The sequence below is a fragment of the Mesorhizobium sp. CA12 genome, from assembly GCF_020165255.1.
GTDB lineage: Bacteria > Pseudomonadota > Alphaproteobacteria > Rhizobiales > Rhizobiaceae > Mesorhizobium.
In genome coordinates this window covers 253,580-268,188 of record NZ_JAIUHT010000001.1, presented here as the reverse complement: position 1 = coordinate 268,188, position 14,609 = coordinate 253,580, and the positions used below count along the sequence as shown (strand labels likewise).

At 63.8% G+C, this 14,609-nt stretch carries 11 protein-coding genes; 4 read left to right on the top strand and 7 right to left on the bottom strand.

Annotated features, from left to right (window positions below):
• Positions 1-7 precede the first annotated feature (7 nt).
• From LB520_RS01235 to LB520_RS01205, 7 genes are all read right to left on the bottom strand, one after another.
• Positions 8-1,483: an aspartate aminotransferase family protein gene (locus tag LB520_RS01235; protein WP_224636136.1), complete on the bottom strand. Its 1,476-nt coding sequence runs from the start codon at positions 1,481-1,483 to the stop codon at positions 8-10.
• Positions 1,484-1,506: 23 nt separating this feature from the next.
• Positions 1,507-2,514: an NAD-dependent epimerase/dehydratase family protein gene (locus LB520_RS01230; protein ID WP_224545499.1), complete on the bottom strand. Its 1,008-nt coding sequence runs from the start codon at positions 2,512-2,514 to the stop codon at positions 1,507-1,509.
• Positions 2,511-2,960, bottom strand: a complete 450-nt coding sequence (locus LB520_RS01225; RefSeq protein ID WP_224636135.1) for an EamA family transporter — start codon at positions 2,958-2,960, stop codon at positions 2,511-2,513. Before LB520_RS01225 ends, LB520_RS01230 begins: the two co-directional genes overlap by 4 nt.
• Positions 2,961-3,086: 126 nt before the next feature.
• Positions 3,087-4,436, bottom strand: coding sequence for an FAD-dependent oxidoreductase (locus LB520_RS01220; protein WP_224636134.1), 1,350 nt, complete (start codon positions 4,434-4,436; stop codon positions 3,087-3,089).
• Complete coding sequence (locus LB520_RS01215; RefSeq protein ID WP_224636132.1) at positions 4,436-5,869, bottom strand: UbiA family prenyltransferase; 1,434 nt, start codon at positions 5,867-5,869, stop codon at positions 4,436-4,438. Before LB520_RS01215 ends, LB520_RS01220 begins: the two co-directional genes overlap by 1 nt.
• A gap of 261 nt (positions 5,870-6,130) precedes the next feature.
• Positions 6,131-6,394: a hypothetical protein gene (locus tag LB520_RS01210; protein ID WP_095764911.1), complete on the bottom strand. Its 264-nt coding sequence runs from the start codon at positions 6,392-6,394 to the stop codon at positions 6,131-6,133.
• A 191-nt stretch (positions 6,395-6,585) separates the two neighbouring features.
• Positions 6,586-9,075, bottom strand: a complete 2,490-nt coding sequence (locus tag LB520_RS01205) for a mechanosensitive ion channel family protein (protein WP_224636130.1) — start codon at positions 9,073-9,075, stop codon at positions 6,586-6,588.
• A 194-nt stretch (positions 9,076-9,269) separates the two neighbouring features.
• Here LB520_RS01205 and LB520_RS01200 point away from each other — a divergent pair, with 194 nt between their 5' ends.
• The 4 genes from LB520_RS01200 to soxG are packed head-to-tail and all read left to right on the top strand — an operon-like array spanning position 9,270 to position 14,407.
• Positions 9,270-10,529, top strand: coding sequence for a sarcosine oxidase subunit beta (locus tag LB520_RS01200; protein WP_224636128.1), 1,260 nt, complete (start codon positions 9,270-9,272; stop codon positions 10,527-10,529).
• A 14-nt stretch (positions 10,530-10,543) separates the two neighbouring features.
• Positions 10,544-10,822, top strand: coding sequence for a sarcosine oxidase subunit delta (locus LB520_RS01195; protein WP_095764908.1), 279 nt, complete (start codon positions 10,544-10,546; stop codon positions 10,820-10,822).
• Entirely contained in the window at positions 10,819-13,812 is a 2,994-nt protein-coding gene (locus tag LB520_RS01190) for a sarcosine oxidase subunit alpha (RefSeq protein WP_224636126.1), read from the top strand. The genes LB520_RS01195 and LB520_RS01190 overlap by 4 nt, the downstream gene beginning before the upstream one ends.
• Before the next feature lie 7 nt (positions 13,813-13,819).
• On the top strand, positions 13,820-14,407 hold the full coding sequence (soxG, locus tag LB520_RS01185) for a sarcosine oxidase subunit gamma family protein (RefSeq protein ID WP_224636525.1): 588 nt from the start codon (positions 13,820-13,822) through the stop codon (positions 14,405-14,407).
• Positions 14,408-14,609: the final 202 nt, after the last annotated feature.

Genomic DNA, 14,609 nt, shown 5'->3' with positions numbered 1-14,609 from the left:
GCGGCCTCTATTTACCGACCTGGCTTTTCACGAAGTCCTTCACGATCGCCACGATGCCGCGCGACAACAGGCTGTCGAAGGCGTCGACGAAGCGGTCGACATGCTCGGGTTGGCAGATCAGCGGCGGCTCGAGCCGGATGACGTTGCGGTTGTATTCGGTGAAGGCGACGAGCACGTCATAGTCACGCAACAGCAGCGAGCCGACGAAGCCCGACAGCGAGCCCTTAAGCTTGTCGTCGAGCACGCTCACCACCGGTCTGAGCACCATCGGCAAGGTCTGCGAGAAGTCGTGGAACTCAAGCCCGATCATAAAACCCTTGCCGCGCACGTCCTTGATGATCTTCGGGTATTTTTCCTTCAGCGCCTTCAGCCGCTGCAGAAGGTAGTCGCCCGTCGAGGCGGCGTTGTCGATCAGCCCCTCGTCATAGAGCACGTTGACGCCCTCGATCGCGGTGACGCAGGCCTCGCCCATGCCGCCGAAAGTCGCCATGGCGTGAATCATCGCCGTCTTCGGCGTGCCATAGGCCTTCATGTAGACGTCGCGCCTGGCGATCATCGCCCCGACCGCCGCCTTGCCGGCGCCCAGCGATTTCGCCAGCGCCGTCACATCCGGCACCACGCCGTAATGCTCGAAAGCATAGAAGCGGCCCGAGCGGCCATAGCCGCACTGCACTTCGTCGGCGACCCACAGAACGCCATATTGGTCGCAAAGCGCGCGCAGCTTCTGCCAGTACTCCGTGGGCGCCTGGATGATGCCGCCGCCGCCCTGGATGGTTTCCAGCACGATGACGCCGATCTCCGGATTGCTCTTGAACAGCCGCTCGACCGCGTCGATGTCGGCGAAAGGAACGCGCACGACATTGTCTGCGACCTTGAAATCGGCGCGGTAGAGCTGGCCGTCGGTGATCGCCAGCACGCCCTTGGTCTTGCCGTGGAAGGAATTCTCGGCATAGACGATTTTCGGCCGCTTCGGGCCCGCAGCGCGCTCGGCGAGCTTCACCGCCGCTTCCATGGCCTCAGAACCCGACGAGCCCAGGAACACCATGTCGAGATCGCCGGGCGAGCACTTGGCGATGTTGTGCGCAAGCGCTGCCGCATATTGCGACATGAAGGCGATGGCGATCTCCTGGCGCTTCTCCTCCTGGAATTTCTTCCGGGCTTCCAAAATGCGCGGGTGGTTGTGGCCGAAGGCCAGCGAGCCGAAGCCGCCGAAGAAATCGAGGATCCTGCGGCCGTTCTGGTCGATATAGAACATGCCCTCGGCGTGCTCGATCTTGACCTTGTGAAAGCCGAGCAGCTTCATGAAATGCAGCTGTCCAGGGTTGAGATGAGCCTTGAACAGGTCGGTGATGCGGGCGACGTCCATCGCCTTGGCCTGCTCGACGCTGATCAGATCGGGCTTGGCGATTGCTGTGGGCGAAAGCGCCGGCGCGTCGACCAGCGTGCGTGTTCCGGTATGTTCCGGCTTGGCCATGACGGTCATCTGAAAAATCTCCCCTTCGCGCTCTATTCGGCGGGAACCTGTCTGGTGGCGACGGCGTGGCCGTCCATCTTGGCGCGATATTCGTTGTAGGCGGCGATCAGCATGTCCTCGTCGCGATATTGCGGCACCCAGCCAAGCTGACGCTCGGCCTTGGAAACATCGAGCACGCATTCCTCGTCCGCGATCAGATACTGTTCCGGATCCATGATCGGCATGTTCAACCAGTCGAGCAGGTCGAGCGTGCGCTTGACCGCCCAGCCGGGCGTCGGCAGCAGGATCGATTTGGAGCCGGCATGGCGGATCAGATCGCCGAGCAGTTTTTTGACCGGCGGCGGATTGAGCGAGCCGAGATTGTAAGCCTCGTTCGGCACGCCGGCTTTCCAGGCCGCGCGGGCGGCTTCGGCGCAGTCGAATACCGAGATGAACTGGTAAGGGTTCCTGCCCGAGCCGATCATCGGCACCGGAAAATTCCAGTCGATCAGCTTGAACAGCTTTTCCAGGATGCCGAGACGGCCGGGCCCGATGATCAGGCGCGGCCTGAACAGCGAGATCGACATGCCGCGCTTGCGCCATTCAGCGGCGAGCTCCTCGGTCTTGAGCTTCGACAGCCCGTACTCGCCGAGCGGCGCGACCGGATGGTCCTCGGTCATCGGCAGCACGACCGTGTGGCCGTAGATCATGTCGGTCGTGTAGTGGACCAGCTTCGAAGCGCCGGCCTTGTCCATCGCCTGGATAATATTCTCGGTGCCGTGGAAATTCACCGGGAAGAAGAAATCGTGCCGCTTGGCGCGCACCTGGATCGGCGACAGCATCTTCGCCGACAGGTTGTAGACCATGTCGTCGGTCCTGAGGCCGACCGCCGCGACTGAGACCGGATCGGTGACGTCACAGGTGACGAAACGCATGGAGCGGTAATGCGGCAGGTCGCTCTTGACGATATCGGCGACGACGACGGTCTCGCCATCGGCGGCGAGCTTGGGGGCAAGGTGGCGGCCGACGAAGCCGTCGCCGCCGAAAATCACATGTCTCATCGAACGATCTCGCTTATCCCGATCTTGTCGGGATTGATGGATGCTGTCTGGTCCTCATGCCCGCGCCTACCCATTTCCCGACCACTTTGCGCGATCAGCACCGTGCCGACGCAGATGCACGCGATGCCGGCGATGCGCCAGCCATTGAGGTCCTCGCGGAAGACGAAATAGGCGAAAATCGCCACGGCGACATAAGCGAGGCTGAGGAACGGATAGGCGAAGCTGAGCTCGACCTTGGACAGCACGTAGAGATGCGATGCCATCGAGATGACGAAGGTGCACAGGCCGAGGAACACCCAGGGGCTGAACACGATCTGCAAGAGCTTGACGAGCGGATTGACGCCCTCGAAGGAGACCGGCCCCATCGACATCATGCCCTGCTTCAGCATCAGCTGCGCTGCGGCATTGGTCATGACCGTGAAGAGAATGAAGATTATGTATTTCATTGTTGCCACCCCGCCTCTTGGGCGGTCCTATTACAAACCCACAAAGATTTCGTGAAGCTTCGACGATGCTTTGAGTGAATCACGGTATAACCTTTCATTTACCATGATTTATCTGACCTTTATCTATTATGCGGCTTCAAAAACACCTTTCGTTGCATCCAGTCTTTTTGCCGTCCGTATCCAGAAGCTCGACAGAAAAGCAGGGTCGCGAAGCGCCTCCAGCTGCTGCCATTGCGGGAACGACGCGGCGAATGTCTCAGGTCCCATCCGGGCGTCCTTGTAGGGGTTCACCGCGCCACCCGCCTCGACTGCGATGCGGTCGAGTCCGGCGAGCAGCCGCAACGTTCTTTCACCCCGGTTGGGGAAATCGAGCGTCAGCGTGTAGCCGGGCCGCGGGAACGACAGCAGCGCCGGCGAGCGGACATCGCCGAAGCGCTTGAGCACGGTCAGGAACGATCCCTGCCCTGCCCGCTGTGCCGCGTCGAGCAGCACAGGCACGATGCGGCGCGCATTCGCCTCCGGCACCACGCTTTGGTGCTGGAAAAGCCCGCGCGGCCCGTAGAGCCGGTTCCAGTCGCGGACCCCGTCGAGCGGAAAGAAAAAGCCTTGATAGCCTGCTTGGTGCGGAGCCTGGGACCTGCCCTTCTTCCAGCGGTAGGCCGCGTTGAAGACGGTGAGGAAGGGCCGATTGAGGATATTGAATGGTGGCTGCACCGGCACGGAAAACCGGCTGCCGGCGCGCGCCGCCGCGTGCGAGCCGTGTTCGGCATGGTTGCCCGTGAACAACAGCCCGCGACCGTGCCCATGTCCGCTGGCAAGCTGGTCGATCCAGGCGACGGCATATTCGTTGGCCTGGTCGGCAGCCTCGGCAAAATCGAAGAATTCGCCAAGATCGCGAAACCGCGTCGCCCTTTCCACTATGTCGAGCGAGGGCACCCGCATCAGCTTGATCGATGCCGACAGGATAAGCCCGGTCAGCCCCATGCCGCCGATCGTCGCCCCGAACAGTCGGATATTGTCGGTCTGCGAGCAGCGATAGGTTCGGCCGTCGGACCGAAGCAGCGACAAAGCTTCGACATGGCAGCCGAAGGTGCCGCGCCGATGATGGTTCTTGCCATGGACGTCGTTGGCGATCGCGCCGCCCAGCGTTACGAACTGGGTACCTGGAACCACGGCCGGAAAGAAGCCGTAGGGCGCGGCATGAGCGATGATATCGCAAAGCAGCGTGCCGGCATCGGCCTCGATCACGCCGGTCTCGGCGTTGAAGGAACGGATGCGGTTGAGCGGCCGCATGTCGACCACCATGCCCGTATCGTTCTGGCAACTGTCGCCATAGGAGCGGCCATTGCCGTATCCGAGCAGCGATCCGGTCTTCGCCTCGCCGCGTTTAAGCAAGGCGATCGCCTCGTCCGCCGAAATCGCCTTGCGCGCCGGCGGAGTCGCCAGTCCGAAGCTGCCGAAGCGCTCGTGCCTCATCACCAGCCTCCGGCGACGAGGAAGACCGCGCCGATGGCGACCACGATCTGGCTGCGCCAATCGCGGATGATGAAGACGACCGGGTCGTCATGCATTTCGTCGCGCCGGGCAAGGATCCAGACACGCATCGTCAGGTAAAGCACGATCGGCGCCAGCGGCCATATCAGCCATGGATGCGGATAGAGCTCGCGCACCGCCGGGCTGTCCATATAGAGCGCCAGAACCAGTGCCGAGGAGAAGGCCGACGCCATGCCGGCCTGGGCGACGATCTCCTGGTCCTCGGTGCGATAGCCGCGGCCTGCGATGCGCTCGCCGGGCGGGATGGCCGTGGTGCGCAACTCGACGAAGCGCTTCACCAGCGCCAGCGACAGGAAGAAGAAGATCGAGAAGGCAAGCAGCCAGAAGGACACGTCGACGCCGGTGGCGGCCGCGCCCGCCAGCACGCGGATCGTGTAGAGGCCCGCGAGCGTCAGCACATCGATCAGAAGCATGCGCTTGAACGACAGCGAATAGGCGGTGGTGACGACCAGATAGCCGGCAAGCACGCCAAGGAATTCGATCGGAAGGAAGAGGCCGGCGGCGATGCCGATCGCAAGCAGCGCGGCGATCGCGCCGAGACCGAATGGGATCGACAATGCGCCGCTGGCGAAAGGCCGGTTGCGCTTGGTCGGATGCTTGCGGTCGAGCGCCAAGTCGAAGAAGTCGTTGAGGATATAGATGGCGGACGCCGCGGCGCTGAAGGAGGCGAACGCCAGCAGGCATTCCCAGATCATGTTCGGGTTGAAATATTCGTGCGACAGCACCATCGGCACAGCGATCAGCGCGTTCTTCAGCCACTGATGCATCCGCAGCATCTTGATGTAGATCCTCAGCGCCGGCTTCGGCGCGGGTATGGCCTCGGCTTGATGCGCCGCCTGCCAGCGCCGGGCGCTGCGGTCGGGCGCCACCACGAGCGCGTTGCGCGCTGCATCGAACACTTTGAGGTCGTGCCGGCTGTTGCCGGCATAGTCGAAGCCTGCATCGCCATAGGCGGCGACAAGTGCCGCGCCTTTCCTGCCGGAGGTCATGTTGTGCGGACCGTCGGTCGCCAGCACATGATCGAAAATGCCGAGATGCGCCGCGATGGCTTCCGCGAACTTACGCGGCGTTCCCGTCGCCAGCACGATCTTGCGACCCTCCCGGTGCTCGGCGCGCAGCCGGTCAAGCAGATCCTGGCGGTAAGGCAGCGAGGCTGGGTCAATGTCGACGCGGCCGGCGATTTCCTGCTTCAGCCGGGCCGGCCCGCCGATTAGCCAGAGTGGCAGGAGAAAGACATAGAGCGGGTTCTTCTTGAGGAGGATGAACAGGCCTTCCCACAGAAGGTCCGTTGCGATCAGCGTACCATCGAGATCGACCGCAAGCGGAATTGCGTTCCTGTCCGACCTCGCGTCCATGGTCCTGCCCCGATAGAGCGCAGGATCCCGAAACTCCGATCACGGAAAGATCACGCGCCAACTCAACCCACGCCGTATGCCGGCGTCCTCGGGTCGGATATAGCGGGTCATGACGCAGCGAACGTTAAAACGTCCGGTTGCAGAGCATTGTCCTACCGGTTTTTCGCCATCGTCGTTAAGTGTCGGCTACCGGAAACGATAAAAGGCCGGACATCGGTCCGGCCTTTGCCAATCCTGCGGCGCCACTCTCTGTGGCGAGAATTACTTGATGCGGGCCGCGCCGCCCGAGATTTCGACCGTTTCCGAGCCGGTCAGGGCTTCGAGGTCACCATTGGGCAGAGTGACGAAGCAGCCGCTCGAGCAGAACTCCACCGTCTCGCCGGCGGCAAGCGTCAGCTCGCTCTTGGCGCCGCCTTCGGTCACGACCAGAGTCCGCGTCTGAGCGTCCCTGTTGATCGCGCTGGCGGCGAAAGCCGAACCGCCCAGGGCCAGCAAAGCGATGGCGGCAACGACAGACTTCCACATTGCAATTCCGGTGTTCGCACACCGCCTCTGTTCAAATTTGCAAGGCATTCTCGCCCTTTGCATCGAAGCTTATATGAGATGTTACCTGAACCGCAACTGAATGCCGCATTCATGCCACAATCGGTTTCGGCGCCGGATGAGCGCAGCGTGTGGCCATTTGCAGGCCGGCCTCATCCGAATGTCGACACACCTCAGCCGGGGTCCGGCTTGCGGCCCCTGCGCTTCATCTTGGCCAGCCGTTCCCGCTCGGCCGCGGCTTCCGCCTCCAGCCTTTCGCGCTCGGCGAATTCGGCTTCGATCTTGTCGTCGTCGATCGGCCAGGCTTCGTGCTTCTTGCTCTCGACCACGGCGCGCGGCGTCGATGGTATCTCGATCTGCTCCTGCTCGAAGATATCGAAGATGGCGAAGCGGATATCGTTCTGGACGACGCTGCCATTCATGATGTCGGCGACGAACACGCGGATCTCGAATTCGAGCGCGGCCGCCCCGAAATTGGCGAAGAGAACGAATGGTTCGGGATTCTTCAGCACCATCGGATGGGCGCGCGCAATATCCATCAGGACGGCATGGACGCGTTTGACGTCGCTGCCATAGGCAACGCCGACCTTGATGTCGATGCGCCCGAGCTTGTTGCGATGCGTCCAGTTGCCGACCGCATTGTTGATGAGGTTCGAGTTGGGCAGGATCACCGCCTGCCGCTGGAAGGTCTCTATCTCGGTGGCACGCACGCTGATCTTCCGCACCGTGCCGCTGACGTCGCCCGCCACGATCCAGTCGCCGACCTTGAACGGCCGCTCGGCAAGCAGGATCAGGCCCGAAACGAAATTCGAGACGACGTTCTGCAGGCCGAAGCCGATACCCAGCGAAAGCGCGCCGGCAACCAGCGCCAGATTGGAAAGATCGATGCCCGCCGCCGAGATGCCGACCAGGCCCGCGACCGCCACGCCGGCATAGCCGACGCCGAGCCGGATCGAGTTGCGCACGCCGGCATCGACCTTGCCGCGCGCCATCACCGAGCCGTCCAGCCAACCCTGGAACCAGCGCGTCAGGAAATAGCCGATAGCGAAGACGACGATGCCGCTGAGGATGCCGAGGACGGAGATGGTCACCGAACCGATCGTGACGCCGGTCGCCAGCTTGTAGGCCCAGGCCTCGATATCGCCGGGCTGGAAGCCCCACATCAACAGGATCAGCGGCAGGAACACCACCACGATCATCAGGTTGATGGCGATGCTGACGACCAGGCCGAGCTGGTCGAGGGCGGTATCCTCGTAGCTGGAGTTTTCCGAGAGCCATCGCCCGACCGAAGTGTCGGCGAAGCCGCCTTCCTCTCCGATTGCGCGTGCCGACAGGAAGCCGATATAGGCCGTCACCAGCACCGTGCCGGTCACCACGACCTGGAACGACACAAAAAGCGCCAGGCCGATATAGCCAAGCAGCGCCGCCGCGATGGTGAACAGGCCGAGCCCGATGGCGATGAAACGAAGCCAGGCCGGCCAGGGACGCCATGAACCGTCGGCCGCCCTGAACGGCCGCAGCAGTCCCATCAGGATCAGGATGACGCCGACGATGGTGGCGGCGACAAAGCCCCTGGCGATCGTCAGCGAAAGTGGCGATCCCATCTTCTCGTTGACGACCGACAGGAAGTAGTTGAACCCGAGCACCAGCGCCATGGCGGTCGTCAGTCCGACCAGCCAACGCGCCCGGCCGGTCGCGACCGGGATCAGGCGCCAATTGGGCAGGCGCGGCTCTAGCGCAGCGTTGGTCAGCCGGTTGACGCAGAACACCATGGCGATCACCGTCAGCAAGGCATTGAGGAACGTGCCGATATCGCCGCGCAGCACATTGTAATAGTTGAAGAAGAACACGGCCGAGGCGAAGAAGACGCCGAGCGCCAGGGTCGGCAGCAGCGTCGACCAGAACGCCACCGACAGCCGGCTGAGATAGGAAGGATCCTCCACGGTCGGGTCGGCCTCGAATATCCGGCCGAACAGGCGCCGGCCGCCGATCAAAAGCACCGCCGCCAGCGCCAGCGCCATAAGCGTCGCCGCGAGGATCGCCTGGAACTTGAACCTGACGGCGAAGCTCGCCCACGACGACACCGCCTTGTAAAGGCCCGTGAACTGGTCGTGCGCGTCGGAAAAGGCCTGCGGGCTCAGTGCGTCCGTCAGGTCGTAGTGCTTGGTGATGACGCTGCGGAAAAGCTCGCTGCGCATGACGGCGATCTTGTCGACCAAGCCGTTGACGCGAATCGACAGGTTTTGCGCGCTGGCGACGACTGCGTTGATCTGAGCTTTTTCCGTGGCGAGCGCGCCGCGCTCGTTGCTCACGATCACCGGCTCCGGGGGTTGCCCCTGCGCTGGCGGCTGGCCGAGAACCTCCGCGCGATTGTTGATGTCGGTGAGGCGCTGCCGGAATGCCAGGGCGCTGTTCAGCGCCGCGCGCGAAATATCCTCGAGCTGCAACCGGATGTCGACGAGCCCCGCATCGTCCTGGTCGGGATCGCTCAGCTTCTTCTCGAGACCGTCGGTTCTGGCTGTCAGGTCCTGGATGGCCTTGGTCTGGTCGGCGATGAGTTGTGACGAGCCATGGCCGATCGCCTGCGCCGACGCGTCCAGCGCCGGCTGCCCGAAAGCAGCGACGATGACAACCAGAACCAGGCGCAGCAGGCGGAAGAACATGATTTTGTTGGCGACTCGCGGCCGAAAAGTTCTCGAAATTTCCGCCCTTGATAAAGACCGGCATATCGGGCGGCAAGCCGTCCCGATCGTGCCGACGATAGTCGGCCTGTCGAAAAGCGATGGCGCAATCTTGGCTTTGCGCTTCCCGCCTGCTCTATAGTCTGCCGCCTCGCACCATAAGGACGATAGGAAGAATGGCGGAATATTCAGCCTTCTCGCTGCTCAAGAACGCGCTGACCGGCAACAAGGATTGGAAGCCCGCCTGGCGTAAGCCGGACCCCAAGGCTTCTTATGACGTGATCGTCATCGGCGGCGGCGGCCATGGTCTTTCGACCGCCTATTATCTCGCCAAGGAACACGGCATCACCAACGTCGCGGTGCTGGAAAAGGGCTGGCTCGGCTCCGGCAATGTCGGCCGCAACACCACGGCGGTGCGCTCCAACTATCTCCTGCCGCAGAACACCCGCTTCTACGAACATTCGATGAAGCTGTGGGAGAATCTCTCGCACGACCTCAACTACAACGTTATGTTCTCGCAGCGCGGCTGCCTGAACCTCGCGCACACGCCAGCCCAGCTCGATGACTATGCCAGGCGCGGCAATGCCATGCGCCATCTCGGCGTCGACGCCGAGCTGATGAGCGTCGACCGTATCAAGCGGCTTGTCCCGGCGCTGGATCTCTCCGGGTCAGCGCGCTTTCCCGTCCTTGGCGGGCTGATGCAGCCGCGCGCCGGCACGGCCCGGCACGACGCGGTCGCCTGGGGCTATGCGCGCGGCGCCGACCGGCGCGGCGTCGATATTATCGAGAATTGCGAGGTCACCGGCTTCCTGCGCGACGGCGACCGCATCACCGGCGTCACGACGACGCGCGGCGAAATCCGCGCCAAGAAGGTCGCGCTTGCGGTTGCCGGCAGCACCGGCCGCGTCATGCAGCTTGCCGGCATCTCGCACATGCCGATCGAAAGCCACGTGCTGCAGGCCTTCGTCTCGGAATCGCTGAAGCCCGTCGTCGACACCGTTCTCACCTTCGGCATGGGCCATTTCTACATCTCGCAGTCCGACAAGGGCGGCCTCGTCTATGGCGGCGACCTCGACGGCTACAACAGCTACGCCCAGCGCGGCAGCCTGCCGATCGTCGACGAGGTGATGAGCGAGATGGTGGCGCTGTTTCCCGGCCTGGCGCGCGTGCGCATGCTGCGCTCCTGGGGCGGGCTGTGCGACATGACGATGGACGGCTCGCCGATCATAGCCGCCGGTCCGCTGCCGGGCATGTATCTCAATTGCGGCTGGTGTTATGGCGGTTTCAAGGCGACGCCAGCTTCCGGCTGGTGCTTTGCCTATACCATTGCCAAGGACGAGCCGCATGAGTTCAACGCGCCCTTCACGCTCGACCGTTTCTACCGCGGCCTGGTCATCGACGACAAAGGCCAGGGCGCGACGCCCAGATTGCACTAGGGGTTGGATTGAAAATGCTGATCACCTGTCCCTATTGCGGCCCGCGCGACGTCATCGAATTCACTTACCAGGGCGACGGCAACCGCGAGCGGCCGCAGCCCGCCTCGCAGGACCTCGACGCCTGGAACGCCTATGTCTACGACCGGCTGAATCCGGCCGGTGACCACAACGAGATCTGGCAGCATTCCGGCGGTTGCCGCGCGCATCTCAGGGTCGTGCGCAACACAATCACGCACGAAATCCTCAGCACCGCATTCGCCCGTGGCGGCCACAAGACGGAGAGCCGCTCGTGAGCCCGCGCCGCACTGAGACCGGCGGCCGGATCGACCGACTGCGCACCATCCGCTTCACCTTCGACGGTGCGCCCTATACGGGCCATGCCGGCGATACGCTGGCCTCGGCGCTGCTCGCCAATGGCGTGACGCTGTTCGGTCGTTCCTTCAAATATCACCGCCCGCGCGGCCTGCTCGCCGCCGGCGTCGAGGAGCCGAACGCGCTGGTGACGGTGCTGCGCGGCGAGGTGCGCGAGCCCAACATCGCGGCCACCATGGTCGAGATCTATGACGGGCTCGTCGCCGTCAGCCAGAACCGTACCCCCTCGCTCGCCTGGGATATCGGCGCCCTCAACCAGCTCGGCGGCAAGCTCCTGTCGGCCGGCTTCTACTACAAGACCTTCATGGGGCCGGTGATCGGCCCGCTGAAGGGCACGCGCTTCTGGATGTTCTGCGAGCATTTCATCCGTCGCGCCGCCGGCCTTGGCAAAGCTGGCACCGCTCCCGATCCGTCTCGCTACGAGCGTATGAACGCATTTTGCGACGTGCTGGTCGTCGGCTCCGGTCCGGCCGGCCTGATGGCGGCGAAAGCCGCCACCGACCAGGGTGCCCGCGTCATCCTCGCCGATCTCGAAGCCCATTTTGGCGGCTCCGCCAACTGGTCGGGCGAAACCATCGACGGCATGACTGCCGCCGAATGGGCCCAGCGCACGGTCGCGCAGCTCGGAGGCAACGACAATGTGCGGCTTTTGCCGCGCACGACGGTGTGGGGCTATTACGACGGCAACACGCTGGCCGCCCTCGAACGGGTGACCGATCATAAGGAGGCGCCAGCCAAGGGCGAGCCGCGCCAGCGCTACTGGGCGATCCGCGCCGGCACGGTGGTGCTCGCCACCGGTTCCTTCGAGCGGCCGCTGGTGTTTCCGGGCAACGACCGTCCCGGCGTCATGCTGGCGCATGCGGCGGAACGTTACGTCAATGAATATGGCGTGCTGCCGGGACAGCGCATCGCGCTCTTCACCAACAACGACAGCGCCTACCGCTCGGCCGTTGCGTTAAAGAAGGCCGGCGCGACCATTGTTGCCATCGTCGATGTCCGCGCCGACGTCTCGAACGACATGCGCCGGCTCGCCGGCGAGGCCGAGGCCGAGCTGCTGGACGGCCACGCCGTGGTTGCGACCGAGGGCGGCAAAGCCCTCACCGGTCTCAAGGTGCAGCGCTTCGACGCCATAAGCGGTGCGCTCAGTGGCGATGCCCGCAGCATCCATGCCGACAGCCTTTTGATGTCGGGCGGCTGGTCGCCGACCATTCATCTCGCCAGCCAGGCGGGCGCCAAGGCTGAATGGGACCCGGCCAGGCAGGCCTTCCTGCCGCCCAAGCCGACGCAGCGCTGGATCGGCGCAGGCGCCTTCACCGGCAACTTCTCCACCGCCGAAGCCATCGCCGAGGGCCGCGCAGCCGGCGTTTCGGCCGCCGGCGGAACGGCGGCTCCCGCAGCCCTGCCGATCGTCGAAGCCGCCCCCGGCGATCCAGATCCGGCGCCGGTCTTCGAGATCAAGGCCAAGGGCAAGAGCTTCGTCGATTTCCAGCATGATGTCACCGCCGAGGACGTGCGGCTGGCGCATCGCGAAGGTTTCGTGTCGGTCGAGCACCTGAAGCGCTACACCACACTCGGCATGGCGACCGACCAGGGCAAGAACTCCAATGTGCCTGGCCTTGCGATCATGGCCGAGGCGCTCGGCAAGCCGATCCCGGAAGTCGGCACGACGCGCTTTCGCCCGCCTTACACGGCGGTCTCGATCGGCTCTCTTGCTGCCGAGCGTTTCGGCGACCTCAAGCCCGAGCGGCTGACGCCGATGCATGACTGGCACATGGCCAACGGCGCGACGATGTATTCGGCCGGCCTATGGTACCGGCCGATGATCTACGGCCTTCCCGGCGAGACGGTCGAGCAGGCCTATGTCCGCGAGGCCAGGGCGACGCGTGAAAGCGCCGGCATCGTCGATGTCTCGACGCTGGGCAAGATCGCCGTGCAGGGGCCGGACGCGGCCGAGTTCCTCGACCGCGTCTACACCAACATGTTCTCCACTTTGGCCGTCGGCAAGGCCCGCTACGGCTTGATGCTGCGCGAGGACGGGCTTGCCTTCGACGACGGCACCACCTGGCGGCTCGGCGAGCAGGAATTCCTGATGACCACCACCACCGCCAATGCTGGCAAGGTGATGCAGCATCTGGAATATTTCCTTGACGTCATCTGGTCGGAGCTGAAGGTCACCGTCACCTCGGTCACCGACGAATGGGCGGGCGCGGCGATCGGCGGACCGAACGCGCGGGCAATCCTTGCTTCCTGCGTCACCGGCACCGCAGTTGACAACGCTACCCTGCCCTTCATGGGCATCGTCCACGGCCGGATCGCCGGCGTGCCGGTGATGATCTGCCGGCTGTCCTTCTCCGGCGAAATGGCGTTCGAGGTCTATTCCGGCGCCGGCTACGGCACCCATGTCTGGGAAGCCCTGATCGAGGCCGGCAAGCCGTTCGGCCTGGTCACCTACGGGCTCGAGGCGCTGGGCACGATGCGTACCGAGAAGGGCCATGTCACCGGCGCCGAGATCGACGGCCGCACCACGGCGCGCGACCTCCATCTCGACTGGATGCTGTCGAAGAAGAAGCCCTTCATCGGCTCGGCCATGATGGACCGCGAAGGCCTCATCGCGCCTGATCGGCTCGAACTGGTCGGACTGATCGCCCTCGACAACCGGCCGCTCAACGGCGGCGGCCATATCGTCGAGGAACTGGACGAGGACAATCCGCACGACTCGCTCGGTCACATCACCGCCTGCTGCTATTCACCGGCGCTCGGCAAATATATCGCGCTGGCTTTGGTCAAGGGCGGCAAGGCAAGGCATGGGACCCGCGCCTTCGTCTCCGACCCGCTGCGCAACCGGTTCGGGCCGATCGAGATCGTCTCCAACCATTTCTACGATCCGGACGGGAGCCGCATGCATGGCTGAGCAGCATTTGCCCGAATGCCAATCGCCGCTCGAGCCGGAGTATCATCCGGGTTCGCACGGCAATTTCGAACATGGCGTCGATGTCATCCTGTCCGAGACGCGGCCGGGCTCGATCCTGCAGCTCGCCGCCTGGCCGGGTGAAGAGAAGCAGCTGATCGAAATTATCGGCAAGGTCACCGGTCTCGCTCTGCCCGATGGCGCCGGCGGGGGTGTGAGCAGCGGTGCGCGTGCCGCCTTCGGCTTCGCGCCGGGAAAATTCACCGTGGTGGACGAGGCCGAAGGCCTGGCTGCGGCTTTCGCCGGCGCCATCACGCCGGCCATCGGTACGCTGACCGATCTCTCGCATGGCCGTACCGCGATCCGCATCGCCGGTCCGAAGGCTGAATGGGTGATGGCGAAGTTCTTCGCTATCGATTTCGCCTTGCCGGCCTTTCCACTCGGCGCCGGACGTTCGACCAACCATCACGACATCTTCGCCCAGATCCAGCGCAGCGGCCCAGACCAGTTCGACATCTACGTCTTCCGCTCCTTCGCGCGCTCCTTCTGGAAGGACTTGTGCCATGCCTCGGAGGAAGTCGGTTACGAAGTGCAATAGCCCGCTCGGGCATTGCTGGCTTAGCATTGGTCAGGCGGCATCTGGCATTATCGACGGCTACAACTGCTGCTTGAGCGCTGGGCCAGCAGGCGCGATAGGTAAGGAATCACGGGCGTTTGCCAGGGCAAACGTCCGCTCAGGCAACCCGTTCGACCATACCCTTCCATGACTGTTGAGACTTCGGCGACGGCCACGACCCGCT

Bases quoted from the DNA above. Each gene is read 5' to 3' on its own strand.
- LB520_RS01220 (WP_224636134.1), bottom strand. From the start codon at position 4,436: ATGAGGCACGAGCGCTTCGGCAGCTTCGGACTGGCGACTCCGCCGGCG.
- LB520_RS01200 (WP_224636128.1), top strand. From the start codon at position 9,270: ATGGCGGAATATTCAGCCTTCTCGCTGCTCAAGAACGCGCTGACCGGC.
- LB520_RS01225 (WP_224636135.1), bottom strand. From the start codon at position 2,960: ATGAAATACATAATCTTCATTCTCTTCACGGTCATGACCAATGCCGCA.
- LB520_RS01235 (WP_224636136.1), bottom strand. From the start codon at position 1,483: ATGACCGTCATGGCCAAGCCGGAACATACCGGAACACGCACGCTGGTC.
- LB520_RS01210 (WP_095764911.1), bottom strand. From the start codon at position 6,394: ATGTGGAAGTCTGTCGTTGCCGCCATCGCTTTGCTGGCCCTGGGCGGT.
- LB520_RS01205 (WP_224636130.1), bottom strand. From the start codon at position 9,075: ATGTTCTTCCGCCTGCTGCGCCTGGTTCTGGTTGTCATCGTCGCTGCT.
- LB520_RS01215 (WP_224636132.1), bottom strand. From the start codon at position 5,869: ATGGACGCGAGGTCGGACAGGAACGCAATTCCGCTTGCGGTCGATCTC.
- LB520_RS01230 (WP_224545499.1), bottom strand. From the start codon at position 2,514: ATGAGACATGTGATTTTCGGCGGCGACGGCTTCGTCGGCCGCCACCTT.
- LB520_RS01195 (WP_095764908.1), top strand. From the start codon at position 10,544: ATGCTGATCACCTGTCCCTATTGCGGCCCGCGCGACGTCATCGAATTC.